Origin of the sequence: Lachnotalea sp. AF33-28 (genome assembly GCF_003477885.1) — a bacterium.
Taxonomy (GTDB): Bacteria; Bacillota; Clostridia; order Lachnospirales; family Lachnospiraceae; genus AF33-28.
Map to the genome: position 1 here is coordinate 120,245 of NZ_QUEE01000006.1, position 20,219 is coordinate 140,463.

The following is a 20,219-nucleotide window of genomic DNA, read 5'->3' on the forward strand; positions in this document are numbered from 1 at the left end:
CGAAAACCGGTTTGCGGTATGATAAAAGGAAAATGGGGGGAGAATGCTATGCGGCGAAAATTTCGGTTGAACTGGATGAAGGACAGAAAGCTGTTTGTGAAGTTTCTTGTATTCATGGTTTCGGCAAATATCCTGATCATGGCGGTCATGTCCGTCCTATTTCATTATGAGTACAAAAAGAGCATCATGAAGAGCTTCGGTGAATCCGGTGAACAGCTGCTGCTCGAAGTGAAAAATTCAGTGGAGCTGGTTTTTGACAACATCATGCGCAGCAGCATACAGGTCTATAACGACCGGTCGGTGAAGCGCTTTATGGATGCCGACGCCTCAAAACTCGGCAGCTATGATATTATGCAGCCGGTGAAGGAGAAGCTGCAGCAGCTTAGGCTCTCCTGCAATTATGTGCATTCCGTATACCTGTATGCGCAGCGCAGCGGCAGGGTGTTCTCCACCGCCTATGGCCTGGCGGACGCAGAAGAACTGCCGGATCAGGCATTCCTTGCATGGTATGAGGCGAAAACTCCGACCATACAGATTATGAACACCCATCCGATGCGCCTGTCCCGTTATACAAAAGAATCGCTGGATGCCATTTCGGTATTCACGCTGCTGCCGATCAGCGGCTATGAGAGCGCACAGGGGGCGATGGTGGTGAACATCGACCAGAAACAGATCTATGAGAAGATCCTGGACAAACTGGCCATGGATGAACGGGCGCCCTTCTACATACTGGATGACAGCGGCCAGATCATTATGGCCAAGGACAGCGGCCAGCTTTACCGCAATATAGAAGAGTTGGATTTCTATAAAGAAAGGACTGAAGAGACATCCCGCCATTTTCTCGTCACCATAGAGGGTGGGGAGTATATGGCTATCACGGACAGCCTGCCTGAATACGGATGGCAGATTCTGTCCTTTTATCCCCTGGAATCCGTGCATACATCGACGGTCCGTATGGGACGCTTTCTGATCCTTTTCGATCTGGCCGCTATACTGATCTGCTTTGTAATGGCATGCCTGTTCTTTAATGAGAATACGAAGGATATCGATCAGCTGCTGACCAGGATGAATGAGCAGATATCCGGAAGCGGCCGGCCGGTTGACAGGGGCCGGATCTACCAGCAGGTGCGCAGGACCATATCCGAAAATGCGGATCTGACCAAGAGCCTGAATGAGACCAGAGGTCTGCTCAAAGAGAGGGTGCTGGTCAGCCTGATCCACGGCACGAAGAGCCGGGAAGAAACAGATGCGGACCTGGAGCATTATGAGATCGCTATGGCAAAAACAGATCTGCTGGTGGCGATCATAGTGCTGGAGGAGTTTGATGAGACTCTGAAAAAGCAGGATATAAAGCCGGATCTCGCATCCCTAAGCGTCACCAACATACTACAGAAAAACCGATTTGAGAATTCCCAGACTGTATATACGGATATCTCCGAAATCGTGCTTTTTATAGACGGAAGCCGTTATAAGGTATCCGAAATCAATGCGGGGCTTCTGGAGATCATCCGCCTCCTGCATCAGAATCTCGGAATCCGCGCGTTTGCCGGGATCTGTGATGAAAAAACAGATGTCTATCATATCCGCCAGGCCTATAAAAATGCCAAGGAAGCGGTCCGAAGCAGATATTTCTGTCAGGGCGATGTGGTGTATTACAGCGATATCAGAGGCGGAGACCAGACACAGTTTTATTATCCCTTTGAGTTAGAGAAATATTTTGAACAGGCAGTCTGTCTGGGAGATACAGGGGAGGCGATGCGGCTTCTGGATGAATTCATGGAGGATGTGGCGGGGCGCGCATATGCCAGACATTCCGGCAATATCAAGTTTCTGCTGCTGCAGTTTAACAGCTTTCTGATCAATACGGCCAATAAACTGAACATCCCCATGGATCAGATTTACAGCAATGACAATGTCATTAAAAATATCTTCTTTATCCGCGGCAAGGAGGACGCGAAGTTTTTCTTTTCCGCGCTGCTTAAAAAGATGATTCGGGTCTATGAACAGACGCGCAGCGACAAGACCTCCCGCTATTATGAGAGAATCATGGAGTGCATCCGTGAAAACTACCGGGACAGCGCGTTTAACATGGACCGCTTAAGCGATTCTGTCGGGATCAGCCCCACCTATATCAATCAGATTTTAAACGGGAGGGAGAACCGGCCCTTTAACCAGCTGGTCAACGAGATGAGGATTAACGCGGCGGTAGAGTGCCTGGAAAGCGGGGAATATAAGATCCAGGAGATCGCGGAAATGGTAGGCTTCAGCAGTTCCAAATATTTTATCAGCGTATTTAAAAAGATCATGGGAGTGACGCCCGGCAACTATCAAAAATAGCCGGCGCGCTTTGCAGCGGTCGGACAGCATCTCATAAGAGAGATGATGTCCGGCCGCTTTTTGCTGCCGCTATGCGGCCGCAGGCGGAGAATCCCGCTTGCCGGATTTTTTTCATCATGACTGTGGTGGAAAACAGTACATATTTTTGATTTGTGCCATATACAATTACTGGGATTTTCTATTGATTTCTGATAATTAGAATTTACGGCATATATTTTCTGCACTACAATAGAGCCAGTACAGCACCGGCGCAGCGGATGCAACAGATCCGCATACCGGCATATCACAGCAGGCGGCATGAAACCGCAGCATAAAAAGAAGGAGAGGGTAAGGCAGAGGATGAAACCACAGGGGCTTACAGCAAAAAGAAAAAAGCCGGGCGGCGGATACTTCCGCAAATACGCGTTTCTGCACCTTATGGTGCTGCCCGGGCTGATTTATTTTCTGGTATTTAAGTATACGCCGATGTATGGGCTGATCATTGCGTTTAAGAATTACAGAGGTGCGGCCGGAGGGCTGCAGGGGATCTTTCAGGCGGATTGGGTGGGGCTTGACAATTTCATTACGTTTTTTAAGTCCGTATATTTTACAAGAGTGCTGCGCAATACGCTGCTGATCAGCTTTTACCGCATTATTTTCATGTTTCCGGCTCCGGTGCTTCTGGCGCTCATGATCAACGAGATCGGAAACAGGCATGCAAAAAAAACGGTGCAGACCATCACTTATATGCCGTATTTCCTGTCATGGGTGGTGGTGGCGGGACTGATGAACATCCTGCTCTCACCGACCAGCGGCCCGATCAACGCGATTTTGGAAAAGATCGGATTGGAACCCATATATTTCATGGGGGATTCCCGGTATTTCCGCAGTATGCTGGTAATCAGTGAAATCTGGAAAAATATCGGATACAGCTCCATCGTGTACCTGGCCGCTATATCCACCATCGACCAGGAGCAGTTTGAAGCAGCGCGCGTGGACGGCGCGAACAGGCTGCAGCAGATCCGTTATATCACGCTGCCGGCCATCAGCGGCATCGTGGCGGTCATGCTGATCCTTTCCGTGGGAAGGATATTGGACGATAACTTCGAACAGATCCTGAACATGTACAGCCCGGCCGTATATGAAGTATCGGATGTGTTTGAAACCTACATATACCGGTCCGGCATCGTGGACGGAAACTTTTCCTATACGGCGGCGGTGGGGCTGTTTAAGTCATTTATCGCGCTGCTTTTGATCTGGGGCACGGATCGGGTGACCAAAAAGCTCGGTTCCGACGGACTGTTTTAGGGGGTGGATGAATTGAAGAAAAAAGGTTTAAACGGGGACCAGGTGTTTAAGGCGGCAAACAGCGTACTGCTTCTCGTTGTCTGTCTGATCATGCTGTATCCGATGTTTTATGTGCTGGGACACTCGCTGATGTCGGACGTGGAACGTGCATCCAATCCTCTGCGGCTGGTGCCGAGGGCATTGGACTTATCCGGTTACCGGTTTGTCCTGTTTTCCGGGACGAGCATCGGGACGGCCTATAAGATAACCATACTGCGGACAGCCGCGGGAACGCTGTTTAATGTGGCGGTCACAGCGCTGTTAGCCTACCCGCTGTCCAGGAAATACTATCCCGGCAGAAAGGCGCTGACGAAGATCGTTGTATTTACGATGTGGTTCAGCGGCGGCATGATACCGACCTTTCTGCTGATTAAGACGCTGAAGCTGACAAATAACTTCTGGGTCTATATTCTTCCGGGACTGGTAAATCCATTCAACCTGATTATCTTGCGCAATTTCTTTATGCAGCTGCCGCCTTCCCTGGAGGAATCGGCAAAGCTGGACGGCGCCAACGATTTTGTGGTATTTACAAGGATCGTATTGCCGCTGTCCAAGGCGTCCATCGCGACGATCGCCCTGTTCTACGCCGTAACGCACTGGAATTCCTGGTATGATTCCATGCTTTATGTGGGCGATAAATCCCTTTGGTCGCTGCAGTATGTCCTAAAGCAGATCATCTCCAGCGCCAGCGTGACCAACATGGCCACGGCCAGCACCGTGCTGGAGAACATACCGCCGGCGGAGACGGTGAAGATGGCTACGATCGTGGTCTCCACAATCCCGATCCTGTGTGTGTATCCTTTCCTGCAGAAATACTTTGTCAAAGGTGTTCTTGTGGGTTCGATAAAGGAGTAGGGTATTATTCACAGTTACCGAAAAGTTCCCGCACAAGAGAGGGCAGGGTATGGCCCTCATTGGGACACGCTCTCGCTCCGTGAAGCGCGCAGCGGTTCTAACGCTGCACATTACGCAGCGAAAGAACCGGCGGGCTTCAAGGATCCCTATGAGGGCCATACCCTGTCCTCTCTTGCGCTGCTTTATCGGCAGCTTTGAATAATAGTAGGTGTAACAAGGAGTGAAGCGAGAGCTGCAAAAAAGAAATGCGCATAATAGCGCGCCTGCCATCAGCCTTTGGCTGGTGACAAAAGAAAGGAAGGAGAAAGAGAATGAAAAAGAAACTATTGGCATTACTGCTGGCGTTAACCGTGACATGTGCACTCGCCGCATGCGGTGAAAAGGGCAGCGGCGCTGAAACAACGGCCGGGACAGACGGCAATGCGGGGACAGTTAAGACGCAGCAGTCCACAGAGGGAGAGGTAAAAACGGCAGACGAAGATCCCGTGATATTCGTGACCCGCGGCTACAACAATGTGGAAAACAAGGCGGATAATGAGGAAATCAGGCAGGCCATCATCGAGGCATCCGGCATAAATTTTGAATATGTGATTGTGCCAAGCGAAAACTGGGATGACCTGGTGAATATTAAGATCGCGGCATCGGAAGAGTTTGATATGCTCAATATCATTAATGACAACGGCGACTGGTCCAAGTATTCCAAAAGAAACGCCCTGGTGCCGATGAATGACCTGATCGAACAGTACGGACAGAACATTCTGAAGGTTATGGGCGATTTTGACAGCCCGGTGTGGAAATCCTGCAAGGATGCTTCCGGCAATATCTACGCGCTTCCAAGGCAGGAAAGCTGGACGAAAGGCGGAGTGCCCTTTATCCGTGCGGACTGGCTGGAGGCGCTGGGGATGGAGACGCCGGCCACGATTACGGAGCTGGAGGCCTATTTTGAAGCGGTGAAAAATACGGACTTAAACGGAAACGGTGAGAATGACGAGATTCCCTATATACCTTATGCATCCAGCCTGCTGTCCACCTTCCGTCCATATTTTCTGGGATTTCACGGAGAACGGTACCTGGCGGATGACGGAACTGTTATGCCCTGGTACATGGATGAAAACGCGTACCAGATGCTGGAAACTTTCCACAGATGGTACGAAAAAGGCTGGCTCTATAAGGAGTATCTGACGATTACAACCGAACAGATCCAGGATCTGGTGATGGCGGACCGCATCGGCTGCGGCGCCGGCTGGTACAACGCGCCCATGGCGCCTACGGACACGGTCAGAAAATCCAACCCTGATTCAAAGATGGACTGGATTTCTCTGCCGAACCTGACGGATTTCCCAGAAGGCGGCATGCCGGCCTGGACCACCAATCCCATCAATGTGGCGGCCGTTGTGATGTCGGCCACCAATCAGAATCCGGAGACCGCGGTCAAACTGGTGGACTGGATGTTTGCTTCCACAGAGAACTACATGCTCTGCACCTACGGAATCGAGGGAAAGCACTGGGAATGGACCGACGATTCGCATAAAACATTCCGCCGGCTGGATACGGAAAACTATAACATAGGATTTTATCAGTTCGTGGAATGGTTTGATACCGATATCTTCCCGAAAGAAGAAATCGACCAGGATAATTACCGGAACAACGCTATAGAGAAGATGCAGCAGGCGATTAACCGGATGGAAGTGGCGGAGACCTTTGACTATTATATCCCCTATGACTTTACAGGTACGGAGGCGGAGATGCTCAACAACGACGCGGATACGATTATTGAAGAGGCCGCGGCCAAGGTAGTCTCCGGGGAATTCGGACAGAGCGAATGGGAAAACGCGGTGAAGACGGCCTGGGATACGGATGGAACCGTACGTTCAAAGGTCTGGACGGAGCAGTATAAGGCATTTACAACCGAGTGAGCAATTGAAAGCCTGGGGCGGGGCGGTTGAACGGCATACCGCTTACCCGCCCCGAAAGAAGGAAACGAAAATGGAACAGGTTAAGATCTATACACTGGAAAATGAAACGCTTGGAGTGTCGGTGAGCAATGCGGGCGCGACGGTTCTGTCACTGGAACTAAAGGAGGACGGACGTCCCCCCTGTGATGTGCTGCTGGGCACGCCGGATCCGGGGAGCAGACTGCTCCCTGGCCCGATGTTCGGCGCCACACTGGGGCGGACGGCCGGCAAGACGATGCCGCCCGCTTACCGCTGTCAGGGAAAAGAGATCCGGCTGGATCCGAACCGGCAGACCTATCACTGCCATGGCGGTTTCAAAGGATTTGACAAACAGATCTATGAAGTAAAACAGGAGAGCGCGGCATCCATAACCATGTGCCGCATGAGTCCGGACGGGGAAGGCGGTTATCCGGGAAATCTTCAGGTGAAGATCCGATTTTCGCTGGAACATCGGGCCTTGTGTATCGGGTACATGGCGAAATCCGACAGGGATACCGTTGTCAGCATCAGCAACCATCTCTATTTCAACCTGAATGGGCAGGGAAACGGGGACGTGCTGGGGCATACGGTCCGGATCCCGTCCGGCAGGGTGCTGCATATCGACGGGCAGGGCGTTTCCGACGGCGGCATCCGGCAGACTGCGGGGACGCCCTTTGACTTTACAAGGCCCTGCCGGATCGGTGAACAGATGGCAAAGGAAGATGAACAGCTTAAGTTTGCCGGAGGCTTCGATCATACCTATCTTCGGGAAGTAAGTGCTGCAGAACCTGTGCTGGAAGCATGGGGGGACCGTTCGGACATCCGGATGCGGGTATATACGGATCTGCCTGCCATTCAGTTTTATGTGGCAGATTTTGAAGGAACCGGCATCATGGGCAAGGGCGGCCGCTCCTATCGCGGCAGGGACGGCTTCTGTGTGGAACCGCTGTTCCCGCCAAATGCCATGAATACGGATTTGTCGCCCAAGCCCGTGCTCAAGGCGGGGGATACGTGGCACTACACGGTCAGATACGCGTTCGATATTGGAAATGAGGGATGAGATGAGAGAAAAACTATTAATGGATTATGGATGGAAATTCCATCCGGATGATCTTAAATATCCGGAACCGGTGAATTTCAGCCATTATTACAACCGGACAAAGGCGGAATCCGGCAAGGGGCCGGCCAATCCCTGCTTTTATGATCTGGATTGGCAGGAGGTGGATCTGCCCCATGACTACGCGGTGGAATCCGCGCCTGACCCGTCCTATACCAACGCTCTGGGATTTATGCGAAGGCAGAACGCCTGGTACCGCAGGCTCTTTTCCCTGTCGCCGGAGGATGAGGGGAAGAGGATCTGTCTGCAGTTTGACGGCGTGGCCACCCACTGTACGGTATGGGTCAACGGACAGCTGCTGATGCGTAATTTCTGCGGTTATACTTCTTTTACAGTGGATATCACCGACGCCGCCAATTATGGGGAGCTGTTAAATCTGGTGGCGGTTTATGTGGATACATCGGAATTTGAAGGCTGGTGGTATGAGGGCGCCGGTATCTACCGGCATGTATGGATGATCAAAACGGCGGATGTTTCCGTAGGGGAATGGGGCACTTTTGTAAAGCCCGTCCGAAAGGAAGACGGCAGCTGGGAGGTGGAAACGGAAACCCGGCTGCGCAATGACAGCCTGCGGGAACGGACGGTGAAGCTGACCACCGCTTTGGACGGTCCGGGCATGGCATCATCCGAGGTGACGCTCCCTGCAAAGGAAACGGTGACCGTGCGCCAGACCTTCTGTGCGGGGAATCCGCGCCTCTGGTCCTTGGAGGATCCGTACCTGTATCAGGCCGTATCTTCGGTGGAGGAAAACGGCAGACTGCTGGATCGGACAGAGACAGAGTTCGGGTTCAGGGAGATCCGTTTTTCTGCGGAGGAAGGTTTCTTCTTAAACGGAAAGCCGGTGAAGCTGAAAGGAGTCTGCAGCCATGAGGACCAGGGGAACCTGGGCACAGCGCTGCCGGATGATATCCGCAGGCAGAGGCTTGCCATGATCAAATCCATGGGCTGCAACGCTCTGCGCTGTTCCCATAACCCTCCTGCGCCGGAGACGCTTTCGCTCTGTGACCGGCTGGGAATCCTGGTCATGGATGAGAACCGGTGGTTCGGCAGCTCGGCGGAGGTCCTGGGAGAGCTTGAGAGCATGATCCGGCGGGACAGGAACCATCCCTGCATCATCATGTGGTCCATGGCCAATGAGGAAGCGCTGCAGACCACGGCCAAGGGGCGCAGAATCTTAAATTCCATGCGTGTGTTCGCGAGAAAGCTTGACGATACAAGGCCGATCATGATGGCCATGGATAACGGGCTGCTCTCCGATGCCACCACTACTTCGGCGGATGTCATCGGCATCAACTACAATGAAGGATTATATGACAGCATACACAGCATGTTTCCCAACCAGCCCATGGTGGCCTCTGAGATCGGCGGAAAGATTCTGGAGTACGGAGTGATGGGAGATGCCAGCGGCGAGGACTGGGAGGCGGTCAATACCCGGCCGTTTATGATGGGGATGTTTAAATGGGTGGCCTTCGGCTACCGCGGTGAATCCAGAGGATGGCCGCGCATCTATTCCAGGAGCGGTATCATAGAGATGAACGCCAGACCTAAGGAAAATACCTGGTTTTATAAACAGATGTGGGGGGAGCAGGAATTCACGAAGATCTACCCGATCCATTGGAACTGGCAGGGGAAAGAAGGGGAAACTATTCCTGTCCGCGTCTATACGGCCGGTGAGGAGACGGAACTGTTCTTAAACGGAGTATCCCTGGGGCGCCTCACGGTCAATCCGACCCGCAGAACCACCTGGCAGGTGCCCTATCGGGAGGGCGTCTTAACGGCGGTTTCCTACCGGTCCGGGAGGGCGGTCAGCGAGGATTCGGTCATGACAACAGAAGCTCCGGCAAGGGTGCGTCTGACTCCCGACAGGGATGCGCTGCATGCCGACCGGAGGAGCGTTGTCACTTTTGACGCTTCGCTGGAAGACGGAAAAGGCCGTCCGGTTCTGTGGGAGAATGCCTGTGTGGAATTTGAGGTGGAAGGGCCGGCCGTGCTCCTGGCTGCAGGTAACAGCGATCCATACGAACATCTGGGAGCCAGAGTGCCCAGACGGAAACTGCATAACGGAAGCTGTCAGCTGATTTTAAGGGCGGGCAGCACGGCGGGAGCGGTGAAGGTGACGGCGTCCTGCAAAGGCCTGGAGCCGGCGGAATATACGCTTCCGATACTGCCCTGCGAAAGAGAGCCCCATGTGCCTGTGGAGATCGAGACGGATGCGCTGACCTATTTTGCCCGCATGACGGAACAGAATTAAGGTGTGACCGGCAGCCTGTGGGATGCTGCGGAACATGGACAGAACAAAGGTGCGCTTTGCGCACATATGGGCGTATTCTGCCTGCATAACAGAAACAAGGAAGCGAGGAAAAGGAATGAAATATCGCAGTTTAGGAACAGACGGGCCGAAGGTGTCGGCGGTGGGCCTGGGAACCTGGGCCATGGCGGGGAATTCCTATGGGAAGGTGGACGATGCGGAGAGCATACGGGCGATCTGCCGGGCGCTGGAAGAAGGCATCAATCTGGTGGATACGGCGGCCAGCTATGGAGGCGGCTATTCGGAAAAGGTGGTGGGGATGGGATTAAAGGGCAGGAGGCAGCAGGCTTTCCTGTGCACGAAATGCGGCATCCATCCCAATAAAGAGCGTACGGCCCTGGAATATGACCTGAAGCCCGAAAGCATAAGAGGAGAACTGGAAAATTCTCTGAAGAATCTGCAGACGGATTACATAGACCTTTACCAATTCCACTATCCGGACCCGTCCACCCCCATTGCCGAAAGTCTGGGGGAACTGAAGCGGCTTAGGGAAGAAGGAAAAATCCGGTATATCGGGCTGTCCAATTTCAGCCTGGAGCAGATCCGGGAAGCGGTTTCGGTTTGGAAACCGGACAGCGTGCAGGTGCAGTTTTCTCTGCTGGAACAGTCAGGGCGTGAGATCCTGCACTACTGTAGGGAGCAGGAAATCGGGGTTTTAACTTACGGCTCCATCGCGGGCGGTATGCTTAGCGGTAAGTTTCAGGAGCCTCCGGTTTTTCAGCCGCAGGATACAAGAGAGCGTTTTTATCCGTATTTTAAGGAACCGGCGTTTAGCCGCTGCCGCAGGCTGGTGGACGTGCTGGAAGAGATCGCAGGATCCCACGGATGGCCTGTTTCGGCCGCCGCCATCGCCTGGGTGAATCAGCAGGAGGGTGTTACCTGCGCGCTGGTGGGAGCGAAAACTCCCCTGCAGGCTTCGGCCAATGCCGGGGCCGGGGACTGTGAGCTTAAAGAAGAGGAGCTTAAGAAGATCGAAAGGGCCTGGTTAAGGTTACAGGACGAGTCTGCAGAAACCGTAAAAGAGGGAAATGAAACTTAAAGACAGGAGGAGACGGCATGTTTGTTTTGGGAGTGGCCCCTACCAGGAGGGATACGAAGGATTTTGAGCTTTGTTATGCACATGAGCGCAAGGCTGCAGTGCTGGAAGCTATACGAAAGTTTGCACGGGAGCAGGGGGATATCCGGGTCGTGGATATCGATTTCCTGAATGAGGAAGGACTGATGATCGATCCGGAGGATGCGGACCGGGTATACCGGCATTTCCTGGAGCAGGGGGTGGACGCCGTGATCGCGCCCCACTGTAATTTTGGAGCGGAGGAGCCGGTGGCGCGCTTAGGGAGGCTGATGGGAAAGCCGTTTCTTTTGTGGGGCCCCAGGGATGAGGCGCCTCCCGCATCCGGACCGCGCCAGACCGACACCCAGTGCGGCTTGTTTGCCAGCGGCATGATGTTAAACCGCTATAACGTCAGATATACATATCTGGAGAACTGCCGGCTGGATTCTCCCGTCTTTTATGAGGGGCTGGATCATTTCATCCGGGTGGCCAATGTGGTGAAAGCATTTTTAGGCTTAAGGATCGCGCAGATCAGCCTGCGCCCCAGGACTTTTTTGTCGGTGAAAGTGAATGAGAACCAGCTGCTGGAGAAGTTCGGCATCGATATCGTGACCGTTGATTATACGGAGATTACATCGGAAATCCGCCGGGTGCTGGAGGAGGAAGCGGATGCGGTGAAAGAAAGGGCGGGCGGAATCCGCAGCCGGTATGACGCATCCTCCATGCAGGAGGAGACCCTGCACAATATGGCGGCCATGGAGCTTGGCATCCGGCATCTGGCAGACAAATACGGCTGCAGCTGTGTGGCCAGCGAATGCTGGAGGACCTTCAGCGTGCCCTTCGGCATCATGCCCTGCGCCGGATTCGGCGATCTGATTCAGGAGGGGCTGCCCGTCGCCTGTGAGGGGGATATCCACGGAGTGATTTCTTCCGTGCTGCTATCGGCGGCCGCTATGGGCAGAAAGCCGCATTTCCTGGCCGATATTACAATCCGCCATCCTAAGAACGACAACGCGGAGCTGTTGTGGCACTGCGGACCGTTTCCTTCCTCCCTGGCAAAGAAAGGGGTGAGGCCCGTGCTCAATTCCTGCCTGGGACAGTTCGAACTGGAGAGCGGGGCGCTGACTCTGTGCCGGTTTGGGGATGACCATGGGCGGTACCGGCTGTTTGCGGATGAGGCGGTCACCACCGACGGGCCGCCCACCAACGGCAACTATGTGTGGATCGAAACAAAAGACTGGCCGGCCTGGGAGAGAAAACTGGTAACGGGCCCTTATATCCACCACATATCCGGCATACACGGCCGTTACGCTTCGGTGCTAAGGGATGCCTGCGGATATCTGGGAATTGAGGCGGACCGGGCGGAGTGTTAAACCCGTCTGAACTGTTACGAAATGACAGCAGATATATGAAAAAGAGAAAGCGAAAGGAGAGCTGAATAAAATGGCTTTGATAAAAGCATGCGATATTATGAAAATGGCGGATCAGGGAGGTTATGCGGCGATCGGATTCGACGCGTTTAATCTGGAGAGCATCATGTATATCATTGAGACGGCAGAGGAGCTTAACACGCCGGTCATCCTCATGATCTATCCGGCGATGAAGGCCAATATGCCCTACAGCACCTTTGCGGCAGTGACGAAGGATCTGGCCGAAAAGGCGTCCGTGCCGGTGGGTCTGATGCTGGATCACGGCCCTGATTTTGAGGATGCGATGGCGGCTGTAGCGGCGGGATTTACCAGCATTATGATCGATTATTCCCATCTGGAATATGAGGACAATGTCAGGCTGACGCGGGAAGTAGTAAAGACCTGTCATGCGCTGGGCATCGATGTGGAAGGGGAGCTGGGCCATGTGGGCATAGCGGCCAATGAAGCGGATTATACGGATGCAAAGAATTTTACGGAGGTGGATAAAGCGCTGGATTATCTGGAGCGGACGCAGGTGGATGCGCTGGCGATCTCTATCGGGACAGCCCACGGAAATTACGTTTCGGCGCCCAATCTGGATATGGAGCGGTTAAAAGAGATTAACGCTGTCACCGATGTCCCGCTGGTGCTGCACGGCGGCACCGGTGTGCCGGAGGAGCAGATCCGTGAAGCCATTTCGCTGGGCATCAACAAGCTGAATATGGCCACAGGCTATAACCTGAAAATGTATGATGTCATGAAGAAGTATATCGTGGAGGGAAAGGGCAGGCCACGCGCCACGGATCTGCTGCTGGGAACGAAGGAAGAGATTAAGGAATATATACGGCACGCGATGAAGCTGGCACGCCCCTGACGGTATGGAGGAAAAGCGGCATGGATGTGATTGGAATCGGAGAGTTATGCCTGGATATGGTGATGGAAGTCGGCCGTATTCCTGCTACGGACAGCTTTGTCCCTATGCTGGATATGAGCTGGCAGGGCGGAGGGAAGGTGCCTACCGCCCTGGCCGCCCTGACCAGGCTGGGAGCGGAGGCGGGGATCATAGCGATTACCGGCGATGACAGTTACGGCAGCTTCTGCCGGAAAGATTTCGAGAAAAACGGGATCGATACCTCCCGGCTTATAGTACAGGAACAGGCCGCCACAAATTTCTGCGTGTGCCTGGCGGAACAGGAGACCGGCGGCAGAAGCTTCATCGGCCGCCTGGGAAGCGTCAGGGAACTGACAGAGGAGGATCTGGATTTACATTATATTGAACAGGCGTCCATCCTGCATATATGGCAGATCAATCCTGTGATACTCACCGCAGTTTCCGGGGCCAGGGCGAAAGGCGTGAAGATCTCCATCGATGCGGACCGCTATTCGGACAGCATCCGGGACAATCTGGCGCAGATCGATTATTTTATCGGATCGGAATTTTTTTACCGCGGCATGTTCCGTGTGCAGGAAGCGGATGAGGAAGGACTGGAGGCGAATCTGAAGCTGCTGTATGACAGCGGGCCGGAGATTGCGGTGATCACACTGGGCAGCCGCGGCTGCGCGGTATACAGTGAGGAGGGCTACCACCGTGTGGAGGCCTTCCATAATATTCAGGTGAAAGATACCACCGGGGCGGGAGATGTATTCCACGGAGGATATCTGTATGCGCTGCTTAAGGGCAGGAATGCCGTGGAGGCGGCCAGGTTCGCGTCGGCGGTATCCGCGCTGAAATGTACGGTGCTGGGAGGCCGGGCCGGCATACCGGATCTTGAAGAGACCGAGCGTTTTTTAAAGGACGGCAGCGTGAGTAAAGACCGGTGCCGGGAATGGATCGAATTTTACCGTAAGGGGCCGGCAGGGGAATCGATGTGCGGAGGGAGCTATGAGACCGGAAGAAATTAAAAAAGCAGTATTTCAGAAAATAGATGAAAATCGGGATACAATCACAGGCTGGGCCAATGACCTGCTGCGGATGCCGGAGCTGGGCTTTCGGGAGGTGAAGACGGCCGGCTATATGAAGCGGCAGTTTGCCGCTCTGGGGCTTTCGGATATACGGGAGGGGCTGGTGCTTACCGGCGTCAGCGGCCGTTACGCCGGCGCAGAGCATGCCGGAACCGTGGGTGTTATGGGAGAGCTGGACGCGCTGGTATGCGAGGGCCATCCGTATGCGGATCCGTCCACCAATGCCGCGCATGCCTGCGGCCACTATGTACAGCTGACCTCTGTTCTGGGCTGTGCCCTGGCGCTGCGGGATTACATGCAGTATCTGGGCGGGGATGTGGAGTTTATCGCCGTTCCGTGTGAGGAGGGCGTCAGTCTGGATTACAGGGATTACCTGGAAAAAGAGCGGGGACTTAGGCTCTTTGGCGGAAAACAGGAGTTTATACGCCGCGGCTATGTGAATGATTTGGACGCTGTGGTCATGATGCACACAGCTCCGGTGCCGGAAACCGTGATCGATCTACCGACAGGCGGCAGGACATTCGGAGGAAAGAAGATTACCATAGAAGGGAAAGCCGCCCATTCCGGCGGTGAGAGCCATCTGGGAGTCAATGCGCTGCAATGTGCGAACCTGATCATAAGCGGCATCAATGCCATACGGGAAACCTTCCGGACAGAGGATCTGCTCAATGTCAATGTAATACTCACGGAGGGGGGAACCTCTGCAGGAATCATCCCCGGCCGTGCGGTGCTGGAAGTGAACATACGGGCCGGCAGCACGGACGCGGTTGAGCGGGCCGGCAGCAGGATCGACCGTATTGCAGAGGGCTGCGCCTATGCGCTGGGGGCCGATGTAAAGATCAGGGATTATCCGGGCTATCTGCCTCTGCATGATGCGGGGTATCTGGTGGATGTGATGCGGGAGAACGCGGAAGCGCTGATCGGAAAAGAGCATGTCAGCGTAACGGGGGGAACGCCGGCGATTATGACGGACACCGGCGATCTAAGTCATTGTCTGCCGGCGGTGCAGGCAAGTATCGGCGGAGGGTTTTATGGAATGCATCACTGCAGGGATTTTGTGATGAAGGATGAAGAAGCAGCCTATATTCTTCCTGTAAAGCTGCTGGCCGGCGCCGTGGTGGATCTGTTGGCAGACCGGGCGGAGAAACTGAAACGGGTGAAGGAATCCTTTGATTACCCCTTCGGGCAGGAACCGGCCGAAGAATATGCCAAAAGGTACGGCGTATCTGTTCCCGCAAGCAATAGAGGCAGTCAGAAGCTGCCGGATAGGAGCTGTGGCAGCCAGGCGCCGGACAGGCGCTGTTCTGCCGGTACTGCGGAAGAAAGCCGCGGCACCGATGCATCGGAAAGGGGCGGCGGAAGATGAAACATGCAAAAAACACGGCGGTGTTTGCTTACGCGTTTTCATTTGCGCTGTTCTATACGGTGTCCGGCATCTTTCTGCCGTATTTCAGGGAGACCTATCAGGTCTCCCTGTCGCTGTCGGGAACGGTTGTGTCACTGCAGAGTCTGGGGGAGCTTGCCGGCATGGCATTAGGCGGACTGCTGGGGAAACGGATGGACGGAAAAAAAGGGCTGTGCCTGTCTGCCGCGCTGCTGGCGCTATTGTTGCTGCTGATCGGTATCAGGCCGCCCTTTCCCGTGTTAATGGCCGCATTTTTCCTGACCGGAATCTGTTCCGGCATCTATATCTTAAGCGGGAGCCTTACTATTACACAGGCTTATCCGAACACTATTTCCCGCCATATGAATCTCCTGTATGCGTCATTTGGAGCGGGCTCTTTTTTGGGACCGTACCTGCCGGCGTTTTTGTTTGGGCGCGGACTGCTGTGGGCCGGCGTGTACAGGATATACGGGATCTCCTGTGTCCTCATCGCTGTTGTGTTATATGCAGCTGTCGGCAGGGAAAATGAAGGTGCAGAGACCGGCGGCCGGATTTGCTCCCGGCTGGAACATGAAAAGGGGACAATTGGGGAGAAGAAAACTGGAAAGAACAAACCTGGGAAGAACAAATCCGTACCCGCAGGAAAGCTGGTCCATCCATCCTTTCTTTTACTCTGCCTGGCCGGTTTTCTCTACATCGGCCATCAGATCGGAGCGATATCCTGGATTCCTTCTTACTTCCGGGATTTAAGAGGGATGGGACAGGGGGCGGTCAGCATGCTTCAATCCGCTTATTTTTTAGGTATGATTGCGGGGCGCCTGCTCTGCAGCGTGCGTTTCACCGGAGAAACCATGCAGAAATACTGCCTGACTGCCGGCAATATCGCGGGTGGGCTCTGCTTCGCGGCAGCGGTTTACCTGCAGACACCCATAGCCTGCGGAGGACTGCTGTTTTTAGCAGGAACCATGACCGGAGCCACGTATCCTCTGCTAATTAGCAGCGGATGTGCCGCACATCCGGACCAGGCCGCCAGAATCACATCGATTTTAGGCGTAGTAAGCTCTTTGGGCGGAGCTGCCGTGTCCGCCACAGCGGGCATGGTGGCACAGAGATTTACCTATACTCCGGCAATGTTATTTATCGGAGCGCTGCCTGTACTGTGCGGTTGCTGTATGCTGATTAGAAAGCGGATATCCGGCAGTTAGGCCGGTCCACAAATTATAGACTTCCTCTGCAAACGCATCCCTGCTATAATCGGGAGAAGAACGTGTTATGGAATTATGAGAAGCAGGAGGAGATGTGAGATGTTTCAGCCGGATTACCGCAATTTAGTGGACTGTGCCAGAAATAAGGAAGCGGCGAGACTGCCGCTGTACGAACACAATGTTTCGTTTGAAAAGATCGGTGAGATCATGAATGCCGATATGATGTCTTTGTATCAGGGGGATGAAAAGGACATCCATGAGTTCTTTCGGGTATATAGCCGCTTTTTTAAGGAGTACGGATATGATGCGGTGACCTTTGAGATATGCATCGGAGAGGCTATGCCGGGATCGGGAGCCCTGGGAGACTGCAGGGTGACACCGGTGATTCAGAGTGAGGAAGATTTCCGAAACTATCCGTGGGAAGAAGTGCCGGAATATTATTTTGAGAAGTTCGGCAAATATTTCCGGGCTCTGCGGGATGAAATGCCGGAAGGCATGAAAGCGGTCGGAGGCGTGGGAAACGGGATTTTTGAATGTGTGCAGGAACTGACCGGCTATCAGAACCTCTGCTACATGTCTGTGGATGAGGAGGAGATGTATCAGGGCCTTTTCCGGAAGGTTGGAGAGACAAACCAAAAGATCTGGAAGCGCTTTATGAAGGAGTATGGCGACATTTACTGTGTGTTAAGGTTCGGGGATGATCTGGGCTATAAGAGCAACACTCTCCTGTCCACGGATGATATCAGACAACTCATTTTGCCGGAATACAAGCCGATTGTGGATCTGGTGCACAGCTATGGGAAACCGTTTCTGCTGCATTCCTGCGGCAGGATATTCAGTGTGATGGAAGATCTGATCAGCTGGGTGGGAATAGACGCGAAGCACTCCAACGAGGACCAGATCGCTCCGTTTTCGGTATGGGTGGAGAAATACGGAGACAGAATCGGTAATTTCGGAGGTATAGATGTGGATGTGGTCTGCAATTACACAAAGCCGGAATTAAAGGAATATATACTGGATGTTATTGCAAAAAGCCGGAATCACGGAGGGTTTGCCATTGGAACCGGCAACTCCATCCCCTCCTATGTGCCTACGGACAATTATCTGAATATGATTGAGATTGTAAGAGAGTACAGGGGAGATTTCTAAACGATTGACAAAATCATTCAACAGGCCCGCCCGCTTTACCGGCATAGCTTCGGTAAAGCGGGCGGGCCTGTTCTGGCCGGAGCTGTAACAAAAGAGGTAACGGGAGTAATCACCCCCTATACGATAAGAATGTCAATAAACGCCACCAAATATCATTTTTAGCCATATATTTGATTGTTAAAAAGTGTTATTATAATATGGATAAATACTAAATTTTTGTTATATATGTATAGATTGAGCGGAATATAAATATTCAAAAGCGATTACCTGTAAGGAAATCTATATTGGTACTAAGCAACTAATCTATGGAACGAACCGCAGTAAAGTCTGATTTCAATATCAATTGTGATAATAAAATCAGACTTCCGGAAGATCAACAGCAGGAGAAGGAGAATATGAATAAAGGTGTAATAAACAATATGTGGTATGTACTATTCAAAGCATGGAAATATGAGAAAAGGCTGTTGATCGTTATTGTTTTACAGACCGTGATCGGCGTGATCCTGCCTCTTGCCGCTGCGGCGCTTCCGGCATGGGTGGTTGATGGTATCGGAAATGGCATGGATCATATGTCAGCAGTAAAGATTGCTGCGGTACTCGTATTATTATTGGTCAGCAATACCGCGATAACATATCTTTTAAGTATGCATGGAACATATTTACTTAACAGTAAGATGGGGTTCCTATCCTCTTTATTCAGAAAAGAGATGGAAATAAATTATGCATATGCAGAAAGTCCGGAAGGTCAGAATAAGTTTCAAAATGCACTTATGTCAATATTAAACGATCATCAGGGAATCCCGGGGATGCTTTCTTTGATCGCTCCGCTTACAAGTAACATTTTAGGGTTGATCGTAAATATGATCATTATTGTTGAATTTAATGTGTGGATCGTCGTTGTGCTTACTGCTACGGCGTTCATCCATCTTTTGATAGCGGCTGCGGTTCGCAAAAAACAGGATACCCTGAGAGAGCCTCTTGCAGATTCATCACGAAAGCTGGGCTATCTCTATGAATATATGTGCGGAAATATAAGCGCCAGGGAAATAAAGATCTTTGATATGCACAAATGGATCACAACGGTCCTTGATAATGTGACGAAAAGACGTCTCGGGTTAGCCAAAAAAAGTGCAGGATTTAACTTGTTCCTATCTGTTTCGGACTGTGTCATGTTGGCGCTAAGAGATGCTTTTGCATATTTTGTAACATTTTGGGCCGTCTATACCGGGAAGATAGAGGTTTGGGAATTTGTTTTTTATTTTGGGATTATAACCTGTATATCTTCTTTTTTTACAGGGTTGACCAATACATTATCTTCTTTTGGACAGAGGAATCTGGAGGTCCATACGTTCCGGGAATTTATGGATCAGGACTGCAAGGATGAAGGAATCGGACCGGATGAGAGGAAACCGGTCACAATTGAACTTAGGGATGTATCCTTTCGGTTTAGTAATGAGGGGCCTTACATATTAAGGCATATAGATTTGACGCTGCATGAGAAGGAGAAGATCGCTTTCGTCGGGGAGAACGGGGCAGGAAAGAGTACATTGGTCAAGATCATCTGCGGGCTGTATAAACCCACGGAAGGGAAGGTGCTGGTCAATGGGGTCAATCTTGAAGAAATAAGATTGTCAGAGTATCACAAGCTTTTGGCAACGGCTTTCCAGGATATACATATAATGCCGATGACAATTGGTGAGAATATCGCTTTTGGAGAAGCGGATTCTTATGTGGAAGAGATTCGAAGATGTTTGGAAGCGGCCGGCTTAGGCAATGAATTTTTGGATGTCAAAAAGCCCCTTACAAGAATATTGGATGCAGACGGATTGGTGCCATCCGGCGGACAGGAACAGAAGCTGATCCTGGCAAGGGTAGCGTTCAAGCTTTTATATAAAAATGCACAGGTCCTGATTTTGGACGAACCGACGGCGGCGATGGATGCAATATCCGAAAAAGCGTTTTATGAAAAATATCTGAGTCTGTCGCAAGATAGGAGTTGTATATTGATCTCTCATCGATTGAAGTCAACAAGCTTCTGTGACGTTATTGTCGTTATGGAAAAAGGTCAGATCGTAGAGCGTGGAACGCACGGGGAACTCATGGATGGGGATACGCGGTACAGAACGATGTATGAACTTCAGAGCAGTTATTACCGGTAAGAGGATGAGAGGCAGGTAGA

General features: G+C 52.3%; 14 protein-coding genes. All 14 read left to right on the plus strand.

Translation table 11 applies throughout. The annotated features are described in order from the left end of the window. Positions 1 to 48 precede the first annotated feature (48 nt). The 14 genes from DWZ56_RS10260 (at position 49) to DWZ56_RS10330 (ending at position 20,199) form a co-directional block, all read left to right on the plus strand. Positions 49 to 2,337, plus strand: coding sequence for an AraC family transcriptional regulator (locus DWZ56_RS10260; protein ID WP_158584527.1), 2,289 nt, complete (start codon positions 49 to 51; stop codon positions 2,335 to 2,337). Positions 2,338 to 2,634: 297 nt separating this feature from the next. Continuing rightward, positions 2,635 to 3,624 (plus strand): ABC transporter permease, encoded by a 990-nt coding sequence (locus DWZ56_RS10270; RefSeq protein WP_199679573.1) that lies wholly within the window; start codon positions 2,635 to 2,637, stop codon positions 3,622 to 3,624. Between the two features lie 12 nt (positions 3,625 to 3,636). Further along, positions 3,637 to 4,518 carry a carbohydrate ABC transporter permease gene (locus tag DWZ56_RS10275; RefSeq protein ID WP_199679574.1) on the plus strand — a complete coding sequence of 294 codons (882 nt, stop codon included), beginning with the start codon at positions 3,637 to 3,639 and terminating at the stop codon, positions 4,516 to 4,518. Positions 4,519 to 4,829: 311 nt separating this feature from the next. Continuing rightward, positions 4,830 to 6,434 (plus strand): extracellular solute-binding protein, encoded by a 1,605-nt coding sequence (locus DWZ56_RS10280; RefSeq protein WP_118556552.1) that lies wholly within the window; start codon positions 4,830 to 4,832, stop codon positions 6,432 to 6,434. Between the two features lie 70 nt (positions 6,435 to 6,504). Further along, positions 6,505 to 7,512, plus strand: coding sequence for an aldose epimerase family protein (locus DWZ56_RS10285; protein ID WP_158584528.1), 1,008 nt, complete (start codon positions 6,505 to 6,507; stop codon positions 7,510 to 7,512). 1 nt (position 7,513) lies between these two features. Next, on the plus strand, positions 7,514 to 9,820 hold the full coding sequence (locus DWZ56_RS10290) for a glycoside hydrolase family 2 TIM barrel-domain containing protein (RefSeq protein WP_158584529.1): 2,307 nt from the start codon (positions 7,514 to 7,516) through the stop codon (positions 9,818 to 9,820). Positions 9,821 to 9,935: 115 nt separating this feature from the next. Next, complete coding sequence (locus DWZ56_RS10295; protein WP_158584530.1) at positions 9,936 to 10,916, plus strand: aldo/keto reductase; 981 nt, start codon at positions 9,936 to 9,938, stop codon at positions 10,914 to 10,916. Positions 10,917 to 10,933: 17 nt separating this feature from the next. Further along, on the plus strand, positions 10,934 to 12,304 hold the full coding sequence (locus tag DWZ56_RS10300; protein ID WP_118556556.1) for an L-fucose/L-arabinose isomerase family protein: 1,371 nt from the start codon (positions 10,934 to 10,936) through the stop codon (positions 12,302 to 12,304). Positions 12,305 to 12,374: 70 nt separating this feature from the next. Then, the gene (locus tag DWZ56_RS10305; protein ID WP_118556557.1) at positions 12,375 to 13,214 is read left to right on the plus strand and encodes a class II fructose-bisphosphate aldolase; all 840 of its coding nucleotides are present in this window, start codon (positions 12,375 to 12,377) and stop codon (positions 13,212 to 13,214) included. Between the two features lie 20 nt (positions 13,215 to 13,234). Beyond that, positions 13,235 to 14,242: a carbohydrate kinase family protein gene (locus DWZ56_RS10310; RefSeq protein ID WP_118556558.1), complete on the plus strand. Its 1,008-nt coding sequence runs from the start codon at positions 13,235 to 13,237 to the stop codon at positions 14,240 to 14,242. Continuing rightward, positions 14,223 to 15,668 carry an amidohydrolase gene (locus DWZ56_RS10315; RefSeq protein WP_118556559.1) on the plus strand — a complete coding sequence of 482 codons (1,446 nt, stop codon included), beginning with the start codon at positions 14,223 to 14,225 and terminating at the stop codon, positions 15,666 to 15,668. Before DWZ56_RS10310 ends, DWZ56_RS10315 begins: the two co-directional genes overlap by 20 nt. Continuing rightward, positions 15,665 to 16,891, plus strand: a complete 1,227-nt coding sequence (locus tag DWZ56_RS10320; protein WP_118556560.1) for an MFS transporter — start codon at positions 15,665 to 15,667, stop codon at positions 16,889 to 16,891. The genes DWZ56_RS10315 and DWZ56_RS10320 overlap by 4 nt, the downstream gene beginning before the upstream one ends. Positions 16,892 to 16,990: 99 nt before the next feature. Next, positions 16,991 to 18,040 (plus strand): uroporphyrinogen decarboxylase family protein, encoded by a 1,050-nt coding sequence (locus DWZ56_RS10325; RefSeq protein ID WP_118556561.1) that lies wholly within the window; start codon positions 16,991 to 16,993, stop codon positions 18,038 to 18,040. Between the two features lie 395 nt (positions 18,041 to 18,435). Further along, positions 18,436 to 20,199 carry an ABC transporter ATP-binding protein gene (locus DWZ56_RS10330; protein ID WP_158584531.1) on the plus strand — a complete coding sequence of 588 codons (1,764 nt, stop codon included), beginning with the start codon at positions 18,436 to 18,438 and terminating at the stop codon, positions 20,197 to 20,199. Positions 20,200 to 20,219: the final 20 nt, after the last annotated feature.